General features: G+C 53.8%; 13 protein-coding genes and 1 pseudogene. 4 read left to right on the top strand and 10 right to left on the bottom strand.

Features of this window, described 5'->3' with window-relative positions:
* Positions 1-20: 20 nt before the first annotated feature.
* Together ACQZ45_RS23265 and ACQZ45_RS23260 are read left to right on the top strand one after the other, a co-directional pair.
* Positions 21-656, top strand: a pseudogene (locus ACQZ45_RS23265) (sugar phosphate isomerase/epimerase family protein); the annotation flags it as partial.
* 71 nt (positions 657-727) lie between these two features.
* On the top strand, positions 728-1,411 hold the full coding sequence (locus tag ACQZ45_RS23260) for an autoinducer binding domain-containing protein (protein ID WP_421721600.1): 684 nt from the start codon (positions 728-730) through the stop codon (positions 1,409-1,411).
* A 510-nt stretch (positions 1,412-1,921) separates the two neighbouring features.
* On the opposite strand, the gene ACQZ45_RS23255 is transcribed toward ACQZ45_RS23260, so the two are convergent.
* The 9 genes from ACQZ45_RS23255 to virD1 form a co-directional block, all read right to left on the bottom strand.
* Positions 1,922-3,976, bottom strand: coding sequence for a virA/G regulated protein (locus ACQZ45_RS23255; protein WP_045231705.1), 2,055 nt, complete (start codon positions 3,974-3,976; stop codon positions 1,922-1,924).
* Positions 3,977-4,042: 66 nt separating this feature from the next.
* Positions 4,043-5,713 (bottom strand): type IV secretion system single-stranded DNA binding effector VirE2, encoded by a 1,671-nt coding sequence (locus tag ACQZ45_RS23250; protein ID WP_045024005.1) that lies wholly within the window; start codon positions 5,711-5,713, stop codon positions 4,043-4,045.
* 13 nt (positions 5,714-5,726) lie between these two features.
* Positions 5,727-5,918, bottom strand: coding sequence for a type IV secretion system effector chaperone VirE1 (gene virE1 / locus ACQZ45_RS23245; protein ID WP_010891482.1), 192 nt, complete (start codon positions 5,916-5,918; stop codon positions 5,727-5,729).
* 115 nt (positions 5,919-6,033) lie between these two features.
* Positions 6,034-6,285: a type IV secretion system virulence effector VirE3 gene (virE3, locus tag ACQZ45_RS23240; RefSeq protein WP_010974776.1), complete on the bottom strand. Its 252-nt coding sequence runs from the start codon at positions 6,283-6,285 to the stop codon at positions 6,034-6,036.
* 1,162 nt (positions 6,286-7,447) lie between these two features.
* The gene (locus tag ACQZ45_RS23235) at positions 7,448-9,973 is read right to left on the bottom strand and encodes a virA/G regulated protein (protein ID WP_045024003.1); all 2,526 of its coding nucleotides are present in this window, start codon (positions 9,971-9,973) and stop codon (positions 7,448-7,450) included.
* 111 nt (positions 9,974-10,084) lie between these two features.
* Positions 10,085-12,091, bottom strand: a complete 2,007-nt coding sequence (virD4, locus tag ACQZ45_RS23230; protein WP_045231707.1) for a type IV secretion system ATPase VirD4 — start codon at positions 12,089-12,091, stop codon at positions 10,085-10,087.
* A 73-nt stretch (positions 12,092-12,164) separates the two neighbouring features.
* Positions 12,165-13,898 carry a protein virD3 gene (locus tag ACQZ45_RS23225; RefSeq protein WP_234903668.1) on the bottom strand — a complete coding sequence of 578 codons (1,734 nt, stop codon included), beginning with the start codon at positions 13,896-13,898 and terminating at the stop codon, positions 12,165-12,167.
* Between the two features lie 302 nt (positions 13,899-14,200).
* Positions 14,201-15,544 carry a T-DNA border endonuclease VirD2 gene (locus ACQZ45_RS23220; protein WP_045231709.1) on the bottom strand — a complete coding sequence of 448 codons (1,344 nt, stop codon included), beginning with the start codon at positions 15,542-15,544 and terminating at the stop codon, positions 14,201-14,203.
* A 33-nt stretch (positions 15,545-15,577) separates the two neighbouring features.
* Complete coding sequence (gene virD1 / locus ACQZ45_RS23215; RefSeq protein WP_010891489.1) at positions 15,578-16,021, bottom strand: T-DNA border endonuclease subunit VirD1; 444 nt, start codon at positions 16,019-16,021, stop codon at positions 15,578-15,580.
* A 270-nt stretch (positions 16,022-16,291) separates the two neighbouring features.
* On the opposite strand from virD1, the gene ACQZ45_RS23210 reads away from it, so the two are divergent.
* On the top strand, positions 16,292-16,987 hold the full coding sequence (locus ACQZ45_RS23210) for a conjugal transfer ATPase VirC1 (RefSeq protein ID WP_010891490.1): 696 nt from the start codon (positions 16,292-16,294) through the stop codon (positions 16,985-16,987).
* A gap of 2 nt (positions 16,988-16,989) precedes the next feature.
* On the top strand, positions 16,990-17,598 hold the full coding sequence (locus ACQZ45_RS23205; RefSeq protein ID WP_045023999.1) for a conjugal transfer protein VirC2: 609 nt from the start codon (positions 16,990-16,992) through the stop codon (positions 17,596-17,598).
* 141 nt (positions 17,599-17,739) lie between these two features.
* On the opposite strand, the gene virG is transcribed toward ACQZ45_RS23205, so the two are convergent.
* Positions 17,740-18,501 carry a two-component system response regulator VirG gene (virG, locus tag ACQZ45_RS23200; protein WP_010891492.1) on the bottom strand — a complete coding sequence of 254 codons (762 nt, stop codon included), beginning with the start codon at positions 18,499-18,501 and terminating at the stop codon, positions 17,740-17,742.
* Between the last annotated feature and the right edge of the window lie 157 nt (positions 18,502-18,658).

The raw sequence follows: 18,658 nt of genomic DNA, 5'->3' as shown, positions 1-18,658 counted from the left end.
CCTCAGAACTGGAAATCATTATGAACAATATTATCGCAACGGGCTTCAATACGGCATCGACGGACGGCGAGCTTGACAGCCTCGAGAGAGAGCTGCGCCGCCTTGAGGCAATCGGCGTCGACACGGTCGAACTCGCCCTTTCCAGCCTCGATCTGATCGCGGGTGGCCGCATCGTCAAAGAGCGTGCCGATCGGCTCAGAACCCTTCTTGAGACGTTTTCCTTCCGCTATACCGTGCACGGCCTCGTGTCCTCGAACTTCATGGACCCGGCAACGCGCCGGCACCAGGTCGATGCTGCAAAGGCACTGGTCGAGATTTGCGACAGCATCGACGCCCGCGTTCTCGTCCAGCACGCGGGCTTTCTGCGCGCCGATCAGATCGCTCAACGCGCCGGCGCTGACGAGCGTCAATGCGAAGCGCTGCTCGAATTGGGCGAGCATGCCAAAGCGTACGGTATTCGCATCGCCTTTGAGAATATTTTCACAACGGAGCCGGGCCAGTATCGTCAGACTCCGGCCGAAGTTGCCGCAACGGTGAAAGCCGTCAATCATCCGGATGTCGTAGCCCTGATCGACTTCAGCCACGCCTACCTGGAATCCAACTATCGCGGCCTCGATTTCCGCGATCAGTTGCGCGCCATGGCCCCGGTCCTTGGGGCTCCCGGTCGCCGACTGTCGAGGCGGACCGCGACGACAAGGATAGTTGTAATCACAGATGGGGGTATGGAATGCAGCACTGGCTGGACAAGTTGACCGATCTTGCCGCAATCGAGGGCGATGAATGCATCCTGAAGACCGGGCTCGCGGACTTCGCCGAGCATTTCGGCTTCACCGGTTTTGCCTACCTTCACATCCAGCACAAGCATATCATCGCGGTGACCAACTATCACCGCGAGTGGCAATCAACCTATTTCGACAAGAAATTCGACGCCCTCGATCCGGTCGTCAAACGCGCAAGATCCAGGAAGCATGTCTTCGCATGGTCGGGGGAGCAGGAACGGCCGGGGCTGTCGAAGGAAGAGCGCGCCTTCTATGCGCATGCGGCCGATTACGGCATCTTTGCGCAGCTCATTCTTGACCAATGCCGCCAATCCATCATGACCTTTACGGAAGTCGACCGGCTTGGTCGCGACCATGATCCGTACGCGGTTCGACGGAAAGATCATGCCGGAACCGCGCAGGCACGCGCAATAGCGGCAATGCGGGCGGCAGACGCACCTTCTTCCAGGCGGATGGTGACAGCGCCGACGATGATCTCAGGGCGGCTAGTTTTATTGATCAGCGGCTCCGCAACGGGTGGATCGATGACTACCGCTGCGAACTCCACTGGGTCATCGGGTGCAGGTAGAACAAGCTTGCCCTGCCGCGCCATCGTTCGCCAAGTCGAAAGGCGGTTCGCCCGCAATCCATAGCGCTCGGCGCCCTCATTCACCATCGCGCGCCAGGTCTCAAGCTTTCCGAAACGATCTGCGCCTTGACCTCGTCCGGCCAATGCCGGTGAATCTCACGTCCAGACTTCCTGGTTGTGAGAAACTCCAATGTACTCTCCATGGAGAAACTCCCGTTGCTCGTCCATGGAAAGCCGATCACAGATTAGGGCGGCGAGAACAACGGGGGGGGTAGGACATCGGTTACGCTGAAGCCCTGTTTTCCGGCATAGGTATCGCGGGGCCGCACGACACGGCAGGTGGGCTTTGATGAGACACTCACGGCATTGCTCCTATGGGCTGGCGGTTCAACATAGCTACATTGCAAGCTACACAAACGTTCTCGCAGAGTCATCTAATATGCGTAGAGGCTGCGCAGCGGGATGTCACAACTCTGAACTATTCCTCGAGCATCACCTCGAAGTGGTGTGTTCCGCACATCTTGGCCTGTTTCAATCAAGCCACTGGGTGGACACTTGAATCGGTAATTTCATTCTAAAGTGAAAGCCCTCCTGACATGGAGCGCTCTCGGCTCCGTGAGCTTTCCAAAACCCTCGGTCGCTCATGATCCGCCTTCGGCAAAGGACCCGGTAATGGCACACTAAGCAGTTCATTCAGTAACGCTTGCTGTTCCGAATTTGTCAAATGGTCGCCTTGCATCGAGAGTTCTGGTCGTGTTTCTGAGACGCGCGACAAGCCCGGTTCGCCAAACAAAGCCTGCGGATCAAAGCGCTCACTTGTCGCATTGGTCGAGTGATCGCGTTCCAAAGGCCCTTGCGAATGTTCATCGAACACACTCTCCGACACTGAACTCGTTCGCACCAGGCTGTCTCCGGAAGCTCCACGGAGGCTGTCCTCAACACGCCCGCCTGGTGCGCCATGTACTTCCAAAGGCGGCGGGACTGGCACGCTATGCAGGAAACTCAAGAGCTCTTGCTCGTTTGGATCCGACTGATGATTATTGATCGGAAATAAGGACATCGGCGGCGCTTGGGAATCCGTTCTGCCGACCGGCGATTGCGGATCGGCGGATGGGTTTATCGAGGCCCGCCGCAAACCTAACATCGTTATTCTTTCCGGCGATCCGGGAAACGACATCTCTGTTATTGACCGGCTTGACCGGAAGAGATTTCCCCGCCTCTCACTGAGGTTTTTTTCCTCTTGCTTTTCCCTTTCATTATCACGCTGGAGATTGACCGCCACTGGCCCTTTTTCCGACTTAGCGCCTTCCCTTGGAAAAACTGGATCTAAGGCACGCACATTTGACGATGGAGGTAGTGTTTGGGAACCGACCCGTCGCTCGGAGTTCGGTTGCCGAAACAAGGGTGAATTTTGTATAACGCCATCAAATCGTCGGTCTTTTGCAGGCACAACCCTAGGCTCAGCCTCATCACGACGGCCGTCTCTAAGAGAGTTGACCAGATGCGACTGCGGCGCCGAATCCACATTTGCCGTCTCCCGTGGAGGCGATCTAGGGATAACTGCGCGCTCTTGCCAAGCCTTCCTATGCTCAATGGATTCCGAATTTCGCAGCTTCTGAGCGTCGTGTTCTTGTTCACTTAGCGTCGTCAGTTTCCGACGAACCGTCACGCCGAGTATCTTTTTTGAGACTTTTTTGATATCAGCGTTCAAATACGCTGTTTCACTCTTGTAGATCTTACCGAACGTATGCTTGGTGCTCGTCAATTGCCCGCTAGCCTCATCGTAGACAGCCGATCGCTTGTTGAAGAGCCGTCGATGACTCGATATATCTCGGCCAAGTTCGTTGCCCTCTGTGTCTAGCAGGGATCTATAAGATTTGCTGAATGCGCCACCAAGTTTTCGAATCGTCGTCTGAGAGGTCTGACGATCCACGGCTTTCGTCGAATTCTTGGAAAAGCCGAGACGTTTGCTGCCGATGAGCTCGAGGTTGCCTTTTTCGTCCCGCTCAAAAGTTTCCTGCTTGGAACCTTTTCGACGGGTTAGTTCACGAAAAAGCCGGTTTTCCGGTCCGCTCCGGTAGGGTGTGCTGACCTTCTCGGAAATAGGTTGAAATAGCCGATTTCGGTTGACAAACTGCGTGCGGAACAGCAGGCCATTTTCGTCTCGTTCCCATTTTTCTTCAAAGCGTCCGTCTTTGTATTTCACATGCTTCGCGCGAAGTGTACCGTCCTCGGCATAAAGATGGCTGCTAACGCTCCTCCAGGTCTTCTTTTCGTGGAGACCCAAGTAAACATTGCCAGTCTCTGCGTTACGCTTCAGAACCTTTCTTGTTTTTCTTATTATACCATGCTCGCGCGTTAATTCTTTTGGGCTGTCGACCCGAAGCTGTTTATTTCCAAGCATTTTATAGCTTATTTCGCCTCGAAAGCCGTCTTCCAGCTTGTCGATTATCTGCATATCGGCGACATATTTTCGCTTCTGGTCCGGCGTTTCGAGCCGGGCTAGATTCCTTGTTGCCTCCTCTTCAGTAAGCGAGGTTTTACGCATTTGCTTAGAAAGCCGCTTAGCAGAACGGCGCATGTCAGCCGTAAGCGACTTCGCGACACTCTTCTTCGTCGTGTCGACCATTGTTGAATCCTTTCAAATGCATATTTTGAACTAAAGGGCTTCGTCACTGACGCGGTATCAGGAAATCTACAGACTGTTTACGGTTGGGCCGCGCGGTCGGCTTTCATAAGTCCGCCGGCTGTCACTGATGGGGGGCAATGCTGGCTCCGGCCGGACAAAAGCACGTGAATATCTATCGGACGGTTCAGCGAGAAGCTGCGCTGCGTCGCTCGGTAATTTCATCATCAGGCGCTCATATTCCACAACATTAGTGTAAGTGCCGGTTCTTTGCCCCTTTTCATTGCGATCCGCTATCAGGACATCTTTTTGAGACAGTTGTTGCAACTTTTCCGGGGACAAATCTGGAACCTCACGTAAGTTCGGGCCATCCGCAACAATAACCGCTGCCTGTCTGTCAAACTGCTCAAACTTGACACTATTCGCATGACTTTGCCGACCCATCGACACGGGCAGACCAACTTGATCCATCAGTTGGGTAAAGTGTTCGGGGTCGGAATATTCCAGTCTTGAAGGTGACATGTAACGGTTTCCGTCGCGAGCAAGGACCTGAACTCGATCCCACAACTTTCCCTCTTTCAAAGCTTGCGTCCAAGGGGAGTTGGGTAGGTTTTGCAATAGGTAGTCAACGCTTACATGGCGATCGCGAGTCATCCCTCCCTGGCCATCTGGCTGCCTTCCCATATTCACAGTCGCAGCCGGAAACTGCTTGTTGTGAGCTCGATTCTCGCCGGCGAACTCTGCGAAACGGATATCCGCACTGCCCCGCTCCCATGATTCCAAATATTTGGAGTCATGCATAATCCCAGATTTGGATTTGAGCTTGATCTCGGTATCGCTACCGTATTTAGTTTTGATTGCGCGTTCGAATTCCTCAAATCGCTTGTTAGCGTAAGCGTCGCCCGCAAACCTGTACGAGAAATGTATATCATTTTGCGGGGTCTTGATTAAGATATCCGGCAGCAGTGAACCAGCTTGAAACTGGTGCTCATAGCGTTTTTGAATTTCTCTGCGCCCGTATTTCTCTGTTTGTATATATCTATCCTCAGGCCTCAATTTATAATTTCGGTCGAGCTTAATATTCTTGTCTGTTTGATAGAAGATGTCGGTGCCAGTGATGCCCATCTCTGCGTGAGCGCGATTCCAGACTTCCAACTTGTACTGAAAACACTGTTTACTCTGTTCTCTTGGCTCCAGGTTATGCAATTGTGCAGCCAATTGCTCCGGGATATCGATCCTCTCGAATGCGAGGGGCGGGGGATAGTAGTTGCCGACTCCATCCCTATAGAGCCGGCAGCTCGCATTGAATTCCGCCTTGGTGGGCAGATGATCGAGGTTACCTTTAGTAGTACCTGCGAACTTGTCTTGTCCGGTTTGCCGCACAAGAATATACTCGTCGGTACGCCGATCATGGCCTGGTAAAGCCATCTTCGCGAATAAGTTGGATAGCTCATTTTCAACCTCAGACCGATTGCCTTGAGCGCTGCTAGAAACATGACTTGACTGAGAATCGAGCATGTCCGCATCCAACCGCGGGCCGAGATCATCCGTGTGAGTCGGGCTTCCGTGCATGTTGTGTTCGGGAGTTTCTTGGCTACCCGTCATATCAATTTCGGACATCCCGGTGGAATTTACGCCCTCCCTCTTCTGGCGCTTCAAATTCACGAAATCAGAAGTTTCGACATTGCCTGCTGCGGTCTCAGTGATATTTTCACCATTGCCTTCGGCCTTTGGATCCATCGTCTAACTCCTTTTAGCCGGCTAGGTTTTCTTCGGGGAGCGGGCAGTGAAGGACAAAATTCTCCAGTTCAATCATTTCGAGATCCAAACTCGTAAAGCCATTTGACTGGTGATGGTCGCTCAACTCCTCTTTGTGAATTTCTTGCGGCTTCTCAACCGCCAAGACAGGCATGTTTTTATTCGCATTTAGCTTGATGATCACCATATCATTGTTTCTCCTACAGAAATTACGATTTTCCTAGTGCCTTCCGCTCCGATCCTGCCCAGCCCAAATCCATCGAACGGAAAATTATCGGTGCAAATTAAGGTTTGCTCCATCTTCATGGCCCCGAATGGCCCGGTGCGAGTGTAGGGCCTCCTGCACAACTCTCTTCAGACGTGGCGCATGCTTTGCCGGAAGCCCACAATCGTCGACGGTTTTCATCTTTCTCTTGAACCAAAAGTCGCTCAAAACAAGTCACACAGTGAGGTTGTCGGTTTGCCGCCAGGTCAACTTGACTATCGACGTAAGCGGCTTCAGCCGGTAGCCTGCGCGGGACGAAAGCCGTCCGATCAACATCATCACCGTGCATTGCTTTCTAGGCTGCTGCAGCGGCAGTCACTCTTCGGACACAATCAAGACTCCTAATAGAATTGAGCCTTCGGTGAATCTACCATCCGAGCCTCCGTCATTAAACGAATATCGCGTTTCATATGTAATTCTTGCCAAGTCACGGAGTTAGCACGACTTTATCGAATAAGGCCGCAGGAGATAGTGATCGAGTAACCGGTGCCGTGTGAATGTAATTCTTTCGGAATGCCACAATGACTGGTCGTTCGGGATCCCGCCGTTAGCGTTTACGGTGTTCTGCACGGCCTCGACCCTACGGATCAGACTCTTCGCTTGTCGAGGGGGATAGTATTCCTCGACGCGCCTCGACAATCTCAAAGCGCCCAGCAAATCCCTCATCATCCGCCATGCCAAATCTCCAGCTCTTGCCGGAGACGTATTGGCACGGACCTCAATGCTCAGGAATATCCGTATTCAATGGGATGGAGACGGCGGATACGTTGTACGGTCGCAAATTTCGGCTCTCGGCGAACTCAAGTTTGCCCTATCATCCGACGATGGCGAATTGTGCAGTTCATTCAAGGTCGATCGAGCGGCATCAAGAGCTTGGCGATCCTCGCCAACGGAGACGGAAGCGGCTTGATGCGCGATCGTCATCTCCGACTCTAGCCGCTCATCGCGTTCGTTTCGAAGATGACTATTGGCATCTCCTCGTTGCGACCGGGAGGGGTTAACGGGAGGATTCTGCCAGACTTGTTTATCGAGGGCGCGTTCCGCGGCGCGTAATCTTTGAGTGTCAAGTTCGCGTTCGCTCAACCGATACCCCGGGCTTCATTGCAGCGTCGATCAGCCGGTCTTTCTCGACCGGATCGAAACGCCGCTTCCCGTTGGGAAGAACCTTCACAGCCCGAAGACCCCCTGAACCATTCAAGATATCCAATGTCATTGTGTCCACAGTCTCCCTTGTGGACACAGACTCCTTCATTCGCTGTTCTGTGAATAGGTGCGGTGAATTGTGCGCTTACGATCGATCGCACGGGGCTTGGCAATAGAAGCTGTCGAGCGTTTCTCCGCCGATTATTTTCCAGGGACGAGACAAGCAGATGGTGGATCAAAAGTTGAATGGCACTGCTGTCAAGAAATCGATTGCGAAGGCCGTAACAATCATTGTCTAGGCGACTTTGTCAGCGATTGAACGCTTTGTCTCTGCCTCGATCGCGCGGATCATAAACCCGTCGTTCATCGGGCTCGTCGGTAGTATATTCAACCTCAGCGGTCGACGATTGAGCTTCCAAAGGTGACGCGCCAATTAAGCCGGCGGTCCGGTTCAACGCCGCAACGAGTGCCTGCTTTTTCTGCCGTACACCAAGTTGTTTGGCGTCCAGATCCTTCTTTACGTCGTACAGGGCCAAAAACCGCTGATACACTTGACACTCACGCTCGAGAGTTGGCCATTTTCCGGTCAATGCGGTCTCGCGGGCAAGCACAGCTTCCGTTTGCCCACGAGGCCCAAGGTGTAGCAATGGGGGCGCTTGTTCTTTGCTGGGTGGTGAAAGGACCGGATCACGGCTCACTGTATAGTTGTAGCTAATTGTCGCAACTTGAATTGGCATGGTAACCCCATCGGGCGTTTCACTTTGGAGACCATGGGTGGCGAGCTGGTGCGCGTAGCCCAGCTGGTTCAACTGGTACCCATTTGAAGCTGTTGCACCTTCCGCGGACGCAACAGGGTCCGACAGGGTTGCCCTTTGATCTGCGCGATAGCTCGCATCATCCGGCCATCCGCGCCCGACCAGTCCAGTCCGTCCTCTTCCTGTCCCTACGTGTTGCCGATGAAGCTCCTTGTATTCGAGGTATGCCGGCATTGGCCTTTCGAGACGACGGCCTTCTTTGGTCGCCCGCAAAGTATCGTGGACGACCTTAAATCCGAAAATGTGCTCCGATTCGTATTTCCCGGTCTCTGTAGCCAGCCGAGCTCGTTCGTTTTTCCGGCTTGCATAGGTACCAATATTATCGGTTCGCGGCCGAGTAGTTTGTTCCGACGGAGAGGGCTCAGCCGCTTGTCCGCAATCTTCGGACAACAGTCCTTGCGCACCGAACTTGCCGCCGTGAATAGTCGCGTTTACTGCCCGGCGGCCTTTGGTGCCTAATCGCTTAATTTTACTGACGCCATCCAAACGATTACATTTGGCGATGCTTTCCGTTGGATTTGCATCCGGTCCAGGCGACCCGAAATTTAATGCACGCCTCGTTTCCAATTGTGAGCATGCCGGTGATTGCAGGTGACTCGCCTCTTGTGCTGCCAGATATGCGAAGGCGGGCCGGCCTGAATCTGATTGATTACCCAAAGCGCGGTTGGACTTGTTGGCGCCACTCGATTGCGAAGTGGGGCTAAGCGCCTCGGCTTCCGCAAACGGATCATGTTCATCGGGAATCCAGGCCAACGGATCAAGATCCGCAAGGCGCGCGTTCACCACAAGATTTTGCCATCGCGGTTGGGCAGGCTGCCTCCACCTTCCATACGCTTGACGTTCCGCATCCCCTAGCGACATTCCCTCGTATAGAAAGACTGGCGAGGATGTCTTTGCAAGTAACGAATTCGAAACCGAAGAGCTTGCTATGGAAGCCTGGCGCGCATCTAGGATGAGGGCTTCCCATGACGGTCGTTCCGGTTTGCTCCAGTTCTCGTATGCAGCATGCTCGGGTTCCCCGAGCTTCATTCCATCATAGATAAATGACGCGGAAGAACTCTTCCGCTGGTCGGTCGAGTCCTTCAGGCTGGCCTGTCTTGCATCGGGCCCAAACTCTAAGTTTTCTTCAAGGGAATTGTGCTCGTCTGTAATCCAAGAAGAATGGTCGAGTTCTGCCATGCGTGCATTAACGACGAGGTCCTCCCACGTGGGCTGAGCGTCCTCTTGCCATTCTTTGTAGGCTTGCCGTTCCCCCTCACCCAGTGGAATTCCCTCATACTCAAAAGTCGAGGAAGACCCTTCTGAAGCAAAGAGCCAGGCGGAGCTGTCAATTGCATCAAGGCGCGCCTTAAGTACCAGGTCTTTCCACGTGGGCGGCTCCGCGTTGCCCCAGTTATCATATGCCTCGCGCTCGGGTTCTCCGAGCCTCATCCCGTCATGGTAAAACGATGTAGAAGAATTCTCGTCCTGGTCGATCGGTTTTTTCCGCTTGCGTTTCGACGCTTCAGACCGAAACTCCTCGCCTTCTTTGAGGGGATTGTGCTCGTCTGCGATGTCAGCACAAGGATCAGGTTCCGCCATTCGTGCGTTGACAACGAGGTCTTCCCATGTGGGCTGAGCGTCCTCTTGCCATTCTTTGTAGGCTTGCCGTTCCCCCTCACCCAGCGGAATCCCTTCATATCTGAAGATCAAAGGCGACTCCTCGCCCAAATCGGGGAGCCAAGCGGAACTGTCGATTGCATCAAGGCGCGCCCTGAGTACCAGATCTTTCCATGTAGGCCGGTTCGATGGACACCAGTTCTCGTATGCTTCACGCTCCGCGGCGCCAAGCTTCATGCCATCATAGTCAAATGATGCAGATGGATGCTCGCCGCGATCGGTTTGGCCCTCAAGCGAGTCGTCAGCCGGACGGTTCCTGGGCTCGATTAGATTAAGGACAGGGGTAGCTCCGGCGGGAACTTCGGCAAGCGATGCAGTCGAACCGCTAAGATCGACGTTTGGGTTTCCTGACGGTCTCATGGCGATATCTGCTTAATCGGCAACCTCGGGGTCTAGCTCCGCATTCGATACAACCGGAATATCTGACGACGCCCCGCATCGAATGATTCCAATGTGAAAGGCAGCTTGAAGTCATTTCACCGAGTGCGAGGACGCGGGTCCATATCGTTGCTGAAGCGCAATGATCTGCTCCAGCAGCTGCTGTTGTGCAATCATAGCTGGAGCCATTTCAGCTGAAACACCGAAATCTGGCACCACGCCACCGGCGTCTTCTTTCACCTCATCGCTTTCAATAAGGCCCTGGGGGACGTCAATTCCAGTTGGGAGGCTGTCCTGCTCGTCATCCATTTCACTGTTTTGCGGTGTAGCGGCTTCCATATTATTAGGTATCGAATCGATGTCACCTAAGCCCTGCGCCTCCGTGACGGCGGCATGTTGACTGAGGTCTTGCCCATCCCGATGGACACCTTCCGAAAGCATCAAAGATGCGGGCTCAGGGAGGGCGCCAATTTGGCATTCGAAAAGGCGCCTCAGCATACGATCGGAATAATATCGCACCTTTCGTAGTTTGAGAGGCGGATGCCCTTTAATAAGGACGATTTCATTGTTATCGTCAAGCAAGCGCACTTGTTCGGGGCGCAAAAGCGGTGCCCCCTGATCGGAAATCTGGATGTTATGATCGAACATTCGGGCTTGACTGTATGAGGTCGAACGCGCCTTGAACGTATAGTCGCCGATAGCTTTTGAGATATAGGTCGGTGTTTCGTCGTCGGCCGTGGCCATAAATACTTGCACGCCAGTGTTACTGAGAAAGTTTTGTTTGCCCGCGTCATCGTAGGTGCCCGTCAAGGCCGAGAGACTCTGAATAATAAACATGAAGCGGCCTTTGTAACCGGCGATGGTTGTAATCGCGGTCTCGATTGCCTCAAGCTTCCCCAGGTGTTTAAATTCGTCAAGGAGAAACAAAACTTCATGCCGCTCATCTTTACCTGGCAGTGATCGCTGCAGAATTGACACGACCTGCTGAAAAAGGAGGCGCATCAATGGCGCCACGACCTCGAGGTCGTTGGGACTGACGCAAAGATAGACGCAGGTCCTCTTCCGACGCAGATCATAGACGGAAAAATCTGATCGACTTGTCGCTGCTTTAACCAATGGATCAGCCCACAGGTTAAGTCCGCCGTCGCCGAGCACTGATGTATAAGAAGTCAAAATTTTCGTGTCGTTACCCGCCATATTGTCGAAAATACGCTGAGCCTCTTTATTTCGGCTTTCTTCCGCGAGGTGCGCAAAAAGTTTGTACTTCTCTCCAGGTTGAGCAAATAAGTCGTAGACCGCACCAATTGTTGGCGTACCGCGCTCAATACAGGTAAGGATGCCCGCAACGAAAAGGTCCCGCGCGCCGTCGATAAAGCCTTCCGCTCCCTTGCCTTTGGCCGTGATGAGGTTTGCGGCGAGGCGGCGCGTCTCGGTAAACTGCCGCTCGAGCGGTAAAGCTGCAATATCGAGGACGGGATTGTAACAATGAGTCCGTCGCTCTGGATCCAGAGGTGAGAACTTGAAAACGGCGTCGCCGCCCGCTTTGCGTGCTCTGGAAGTCAGCTCAAAAAGCTCGCCTTTGACGTCGAGGGCTATCACCGAACCCTTGAAGGTTAGGAGCGTCGGAATAACGACGCCAACGCCTTTGCCGGCGCGCGTTGGCGCGACAACAAGACTGTGAGGCTGTTCGCCATTGGTCAGATAACTGCCGAACCAACGAGGGCCACACGTCTTTCCAAAGATCGGCCCCTTGATACGATTATAGCGCTGCAGGTAACCGGCGTGCCGCATTTCGCCAAATCCCGCCCAACGAGCCGTGCCATGATGCTCGTGATTGCGAAACGATATGATAAGTTGGCTTAACAGCACAACAATAGACGTCGAGACGACAATGGCTAAACCGCAATAGAAGACGGGGGTCGCATGACCCATATAGAGCGGGGTCTCGTACCAAAAGGCGAAGACGCTAAACGTCATCATCGCTTCGCCATTGAAACCATGGCGAAATGTTACATAGAGACTTGCCGCGCAAAAACCGGCTGCCAGCGAACATACGATGCTGACAGCTAAACGCTGGGGCGTAGTCTTGCTCGAATTCATCACTTCACCGAGATTCTTCGATCGATCGCAAATTGGGCTTTTGATTTGGGTGTTGCTGCGAACAACACAGCCTTTACCGCCCGTAACCTTCACGTGAACGCGAATCCAATCCTCTATAAGGGTGTGTCCTGCGATCACGGTCATCCCGTTTCCAAATGTCGTCTATTGCCGAATGTTCTGCCGCATGACTAGCCAGTTGTCGGTCCGCGCTGGGTCTAGACATCACGTCGCGAACGGGCGTAAACGCGTGAGTTCTACCAAGATTGTCATGCCCCAAAGCAGGAGCAGGGTCACCAAGCCTGGCAGCGGTGTTTTCGACGTCATTTCGCGCCCTAGAACTGTCAACGGCCGGCTTCACGTAAGTGTTCTCTACCAATTTGTCACAAGTCTTTTGTGCCTCGTAGAACCACGATGTAATCGGCTGATTGGCATTGGGAACCAACGGGGTAACCGATCGAGGGCTAACCCGGGGTGCAGAAGAGTTGCCCAAATCAAACCGCGTATCGGCTTCGGTCGAGATTTTTTGCTTCCCCTTTTCAACAGCAGTTCTTGCGATCCGCTCCGACTCTTCGATATGGGCCAGATCGGCATCGGTTAGATCGGGGAAATCCTCAAGGCTTGCTTGCGATGTCTTCAGTGAACGTGAACGCTCGCCATTCAGTCTGGTAAGACTCACACTATCGATCGGCATCTTCTCCGCGCGTTCGACAACGCCTTCTTTCCGGAAGACGTTGTCTGCTCCCGCTCCGCGCAAATCTGGTACTATATTTCGCACTGATAAAGATCTGTTGGAGTGAGATTCGACTAGTGCGTCGATTTTTGCCAGTTCGGCCTCGGTGAAATCAGGGAAGTCATCGAGCTCCACTCCTGAGGACCTCAGCGCTTGCGGTGAATGCCCGCCACCGCGACCAAAAGGTACCTCCCAGTTAGTGGGCACCCCGTTCGCCCTGTCGGACACGCCTTCTTTCTGGAAAGCGCCGCCTGGTCCGCGCTCACGAAAGTCCGGTGCGGCGCACTCCCCGGCCGGGGGCCCCTTGGAGAGAGATTCGAACACCGCATCGACTTTTGCCAGTTCGGCGTCGGTCAGTTCAGGGGAATCGCGGTTTGTTTGTGATAACTTCTGTGCACGCGGTGAAAGGTCATGATGGGATCCAAGGATTGCGGCGCCAAGGGGACCCCTCCCCTGTTCGCTCGAGTGGTCACTGCTGACATCGTCGAGAGTTTCAGTGTGTGCGCTATGAGAACTTGCCTCAGCATTCGAATTAGGCGTTGTTACGGTAACTGAAAGACTCTGAGCTTCGCGCCCAAGATACCGGCTGTCCGCGGAATCGCCGAACTCCTCCAGCCCTCGGAGCGGTGACGAAATGGTGTTGCCTGAATTCCTGGTCGTCTCGCTGCCAGTATCCCTCTCGAACCATTCTGCGAGTGGGCCTGAATAGAGAGCGGAAACAGGAGTGCCATCGGGAAACGTCGAACTTTCCTGCGCAGATTTCTGTGCTCTATCTGCCGATGGCTGAACATTGTACACGCCCTGTTCCGGCGCGCCTTGCCAGTTCGACGAATGCGCGGCCCGGTTCACGGGAGAAGATGCCGAGATAGTATTGATCTCTATGCCTAAGCCGACTTGCCTCTTTATGGTTAATCCGCTTGCATTGCCGGGATACTCAATTTCGCGCGGTCGCTTTATGCCCCTTGCACTTAAATCTGGCAACGCACTGGCTTCCCTGTCTTGTTTATCAAGATTTTCCCGTTCAAGCTCACGCAGATACTGCATACCGGTGCGGAAAGAACCGCTTTTTTTCCGCAAAATTGCGGATAGGTCCGTGCGGGCTTCGGATATTCCTGGCGGGATTACGGGATCCCGCAGACGGGCCGCTCCCAGTCGTCCGCCACTCGCCGATGTTTCTTGGACGCCGTGCGGCATATCTTCAATTGGCGGTCGCGACAAAGCCGTTGGGACCGAAGTGTCCCGACCGTCTTCTCCAGCAACGATTGATTGTGCCTGGATGGGGATCCGCGCGGTCCCACGCCCTTCATCATTCGAAGCCACAGGAGCGGGCCACGCATAGTGTCTGGTGAACTCTTCATTTGCCATCACTCGGTCCTTCTCTATCTCCTATTTCCCCCACGCCCGTCCTTGCTGCGCTCATCTCTCTCGCGTTTGCGTTCACTCGGTTCTCCATCATCATCTTCACGCGGACGCTTTGAAGAGACACCTCTCCGTTGCTGGAGGTGGGCTGTAGCAGACAATGAATCGGTTGCGGTGCTGGCCCGCGTCGTGGCCGTCGGTGGAGATGGCCGAGACGTTCCAGCTTGCCGTACTAAGGGGCCACTACTGCCATCCTGTTCGCCGGCGTTCGCCTGGGGCCCAACCGCGATGCCTTCCAATGTCACACGTTTTGCTCCACTCGGCCCTCCGTCGTCATCATGAGGACGCTTTGCACGCCGCTGCCGGTCGTGTGTCGTGTGCGTGGCAGCTCCAGTTGCTGCGCGAGGAATATCGGGAGTGCGGTTTGCGCTCTCCACACGGCCCTCGGCAACACGCGAAGAGCCGCTCCCTATGTCGTCCGCGAGAATGGTTTCGGAAACGAATGGTTGAGCAAGGCGCTCCGTCTCCAATGCAACCCGCACAAGGACACCGGCTTCGTTGCTGACACCAGCTGGCTCCTGGAGATGAACTTGCGACTCATTCTGCCGATTGTTGGGCCGAGGCATGTCCTCCGGTCCGCCCGCGGATGCTTCAAATGGGGATGTATCGAAAGGTTGGCTGAATTCTGGATGATCTCCTTGCGGCGACGACTGTTCCAAATCCGCGTCTTCGAAACGGATTTGGCGAGCCTGCTCCCGCTCAAGGCGCCGATATTGGGCATAAGTGATCGGCCGCTCGGTGATGCCACGTTCTGCTCGTCGGCTCGCATCGAGGGCAATGCCATGACGAAGTGAAATCTCGGCCATCTTTATGCGCAGGGCGTCGTAATTCAGTTGGGGATGGCGCCGAGATATCTTCAGCCAGCCGTGTCCTAAAAGTTCGCGCCGATTGACGACGACATGCAGATGTGGGTGGTCGCGATCGATGTGGAAGGCCGTAAGATAGTTGTATCGGCCCCCCCCTGCGCCTGACCCAAACATCTCGGCTGCCCACTCCCGGCTCGCCGCATAAGCCGCTACCTGGCTTGTACCCGCGGGGAAGCTTACAATAATATGGGTGGTCAACTCCTGTTGCCTTTCCTCGTCTGGCTGACTTTCGTCATAAGTTCCAGTCTCTTGAACCCAGCTTCGGGCAAGTTCGTGGATTTGATCCGGTGGCAGGGGAATATCGAGATGTCGGGCTGAACGCTGCAGCTCCAGCCTGCCCTTCCGGGATAGATACTCCAACTGATTGATAATTTGTTGAAGGGTCTTGGTGCCACCTCCCGGCACAATGCGAATGATAACTTGAGCTCGATCGGGCATCGAATATGTTCCCCGCCAAGTGCTACGTCAGTGCTACAAGGCGTCTTTCAGCAGCGAGCAACCGTCGATCCGCCGCCGTGATACGGACAAAATGGAACGGAGCAAGCCGTCGAGGTCAGCGAAAGATTTACCGAAGGCGATACGTTCAGCTCGCAAAGCCTCCAAATCCATTGTCGGATTTTCGGCATAGGCAGATAGCAGCGCGGCAATGTTGCTTGAGAGTGTTCCTATGGATTGTAGTATGGCCTCCATCCTATGACGAGTCTCTGCGTCGATTTCAAGAAAGCCACCAATGCGGCGCACCGCAACCCGTATGGCCATGCTGTCGGAGAGGCCCAGCAAGCGTGCCTGATGAGAAAAACTCTCATATTCGGCCGATCTTAATCGGGTACTGACGACCTTGAAGCCTTCAACCTTCACGCATTCGCGCTGGTTGACGGCAATGTCACTTGAGGTGGGCCTACTGCCTTGCGACATAGCTTCCTCCATAGAAGACGGAAAGATCTGAACTTGCCCCGCCGTAGCATTTCCTCGTCGTGGCAGATGGGAATCTAGCCATATACAAAACGAAATCAAGAACACATAAGGGATATTTATTTTTATATTATTACAATTGAAATTATTTTACAATAAAATTGAAATATAAAATCAGGTAATTACTACATTACTCATGAATGATCGCAAAATCATACACACAAATAAAAGTACAGACGCACTTCCGCTTCACAAAATCGACAGGATAAGGACATGAAACTTCTGACATTTTGCTCCTTCAAGGGAGGAGCCGGCAAAACCACGGCACTCATGGGTCTTTGCGCCGCCTTTGCAAGTGACGGCAAACGATTGGCTCTCTTCGACGCTGATGAAAACCGACCACTAACGCGATGGAAAGAAAACGCCCTTCGCAGCAATACCTGGGGCTCCTTCTGCGAAGTCTACGCCGCCGAGGAAATGGCACTCCTTGAGGCGGCCTATGAGGACGCCGAACTCCAGGGATTTGATTATGCGCTGGCCGATACGCATGGTGGTTCGAGCGAACTCAACAACACGATCATTGCCAGCTCAAACCTGCTTCTGATCCCGACCATGTTAACTCCGCTCGATATCGATGAAGCATTGTCGACCTACCGCTATGTCATTGAACTGCTGCTGAGCGAGAACTTGGCAATTCCGACAGCCGTATTGCGCCAACGCGTGCCGGTTGGTCGATTGACCACATCGCAGCGCGCGATGTCGGACATGCTCGCAAGCCTTCCAGTTGTACAGTCTCCCATGCACGAGAGAGACGCATTTGCCGCGATGAAGGAACGTGGCATGTTGCATCTCACATTGCTGAATATGAGAACCGATCCGACAATGCGCCTCCTCGAACGGAATCTCAGAATCGCCATGGAGGAACTCGTCACTATCTCCAAATTGGTTAGCGAAGCCTTGGAGGGGTGAAGATGGGAATTCGCAAACCCGCTTTGTCTGTCGGGGAGGCCAGGCGGCTTGCCGCCGCTCGACCCGAAATCGTCCATCCTTCTTTGCCTGTTGCCACCCAAAACTCGACCCTGCCGCAGCCGCCTGAAAATCTCGACGAGGAAGATCGACGACCTGCCCCAGCCACCGCCAAGCGTTGTCACAGCTCTGATCAGCAATCGATGCTGACCGTGGATGCTTTGAGTTCGACGACAGCGCCAGGAAAGATCCAGGTCTTCCTTTCAGCGCGCCCGCCCGCGCCTGAAGTATCGAAGATATATGACAACCTGATCCTGCAATACAGTCCTTCCAAGTCGCTACAAATGATCTTGCGCCGTGCGCTTGGCGATTTTGAAAACATGCTGGCGGATGGATCGTTTCGTGCGGCTCCGAAGAGTTATCCGATCCCTCACACAGCTTTCGAAAAATCAATCATCGTTCAGACCTCCCGCATGTTCCCGGTCTCGCTAATAGAAGTCGCTCGCAATCACTTTGATCCATTGGGATTGGAGACCGCCCGGGCTTTTGGCCACAAGCTGGCTACCGCAGCGCTTGCATGTTTCTTTGCTCGGGAGAAGGCAACGAACAGCTGATCTCTCAAAAGATAGGACCCATCCAATCACTCCGCAGTGCTGAGTTTTTCGGATAGTACCGAGGAAAGGCAGCTTTGCCAAGCCGCATAGCAATCTGCTCACGTTGGGAACAGATTGCTAAAGGCGAAATGCACCTCTACCTCAGGCCGCCATCACACCCCCGTACGAAACATCCACGTCAGCGTCAAAGAAATAGCCAGCACCTCTTGCAGTCTTGATCAACTGAGGGGTCGTCGGATCCCCCTCAAGCTTCCGGCGCAGCCGCAAAATGAGGACATCAATACTTCTGTCATACACCTCCTCCTCGCGTACCCGACTGGCGATCAGAAGCTGCTCCCGGGATAGGACGTCGCGCGGCTTCTCCAGGAAAGCAACCAGGAGATTAAACTCACCTGCCGTGAGTTTCACCTCACTGCCCTCTTCCGAAATCAAGCGGCGTCGCCTGAGATTAAGTGTCCAGTCAGCGAAACTAAATGAGCGTCGATCTTTGGTTCGCGCGACACTGGGCCGCACGCGTAACGCAACACGGATGCGCGCCAGAAATTCCCGCGTCCCAAAAGGCTTGGCAATAAAATCGGTTGCTCCCAACTCGAGCGCAATAACTTTGTCCGCCTCTTCGAGGCGAGCGCCGCTAATAATTATGATTGGAACATCGGACTTCGTGGCCAGACTACGAACAATTTCAAGCCCATCTTCGCGACCCAAATTAAGATCGACGACCACGACATCGACCGTCTCGGAGCAGAGTACACGATTGAACTGCTTGCTGTCGGCTACCGCAGTCACCTTAAAGGCATGGATCGTAAGATACTCGACTATAAGATGCCGCATAGCGACATCGTCATCGATGACAAGAACGTGTTTCAACGGTTCACCTCTCAATCTAGGATCCTGGCCAGCCATTTGCAGCTCAACAGAATTTATACACGTAAAGGTTGTATTCGTTAGACTCCACTCGTCAATTTTCTCTCACTACACGGGCATTTCGGCAAGATTTCGACCAAACCGCGCACGACAGAAATGCAAACTAGATGTCTCCGTTTTATGACAAAGATTGCTG

Source organism: Agrobacterium sp. 16-2014-1-2a, from assembly GCF_053522705.1.
This window is presented reverse-complemented; position numbering and strand designations above follow the sequence as displayed.